Below are 979 nucleotides of genomic sequence, written 5' to 3' on the forward strand. Positions count from 1 at the left end.
AAGCATTTGGATCGTATTCAACTCCGGCTACATCACCTGCTTTTTCAGAGATAGTGTATGTATAAGTTTTTTCTTCTGTGAGCGTAAGTTTTGGGAATTGAATCTTACCGTTTGCATCGTTTTTAGCTGTCGCAACGACCTTGTCACTTTCTTTTTCTTTCAACTCAAATTCAAATTGGTCAGCCTCAATAGCTTTACCCTTCAACACTTTCTTAGCTTCAAGTTGAAGTTTTGCTTCTTTAGCCGCGTATGAGTTTGTAAATTCTTTCTTAGAATCTTCAAATTTGACGCTCGCTAATTTTTCACCCAAAACATCTTCTACTGTTACAGTCGCTTTAAGGACATTCGCATCATAAGTGTATCCAGGTTTGTTATCATTAACTTCTTTAATGGTATAGTTAAAAGTTCCTGCTTCTTTGTATTTGATTGCCTCGAACTTCACTTTACCATTCTCATCATTTTTGACAGTTTGTAAAACACTACCTTTGTCATCTAGAAGTTGGAAACTAAATGCATCTTTTTCAAGAGTTTTACCTTCAAGTTTCTTAGTTACTTCTAAAGCTACCTCATCCGATTTGGCGCCTCCACCAATACCATCTGTTGTGGTAATTGGTGCAAAACCTTCAAAATCAATCGGTTGAGCTTCCTCGTTTGTAGTTACCGACACGTTATTTAGTACACGTTTAGTAACTTGGTCAACTGGTTTAGTCAAACGAGTACGGTATAGGATGAACAAACCTTTATGATCAAGAGTTCCATCACCGTTAGGTGTAATTGAGAAATGGTTCTTATCTGTTACTTGGACATGAGCACTATCCAATTTTGTTCTTCCGTAACCATTTTCCCAGTCTGGGAAGTAGTAACCAGTGATTTCACTTGCAAGAACTTGCCCATCTGGAATAGTATCTTGGATATTAACACCAGTGTAAGATTTTGCATAGCGGTTAACACGGATACGCCAGTTTACATAGTTAGGATC

At 37.5% G+C, this 979-nt stretch carries 1 protein-coding gene; it reads right to left on the reverse strand.

The genetic code is table 11. The features are described from left to right. Positions 1–979, reverse strand: a 979-nt coding sequence (locus tag GMD1S_RS08145) for a Spy0128 family protein (RefSeq protein ID WP_000112593.1), incomplete at both ends; no start/stop codon positions are given.

Source organism: Streptococcus sp. GMD1S (genome assembly GCF_000296875.1).
Taxonomy (GTDB): Bacteria; Bacillota; Bacilli; order Lactobacillales; family Streptococcaceae; genus Streptococcus.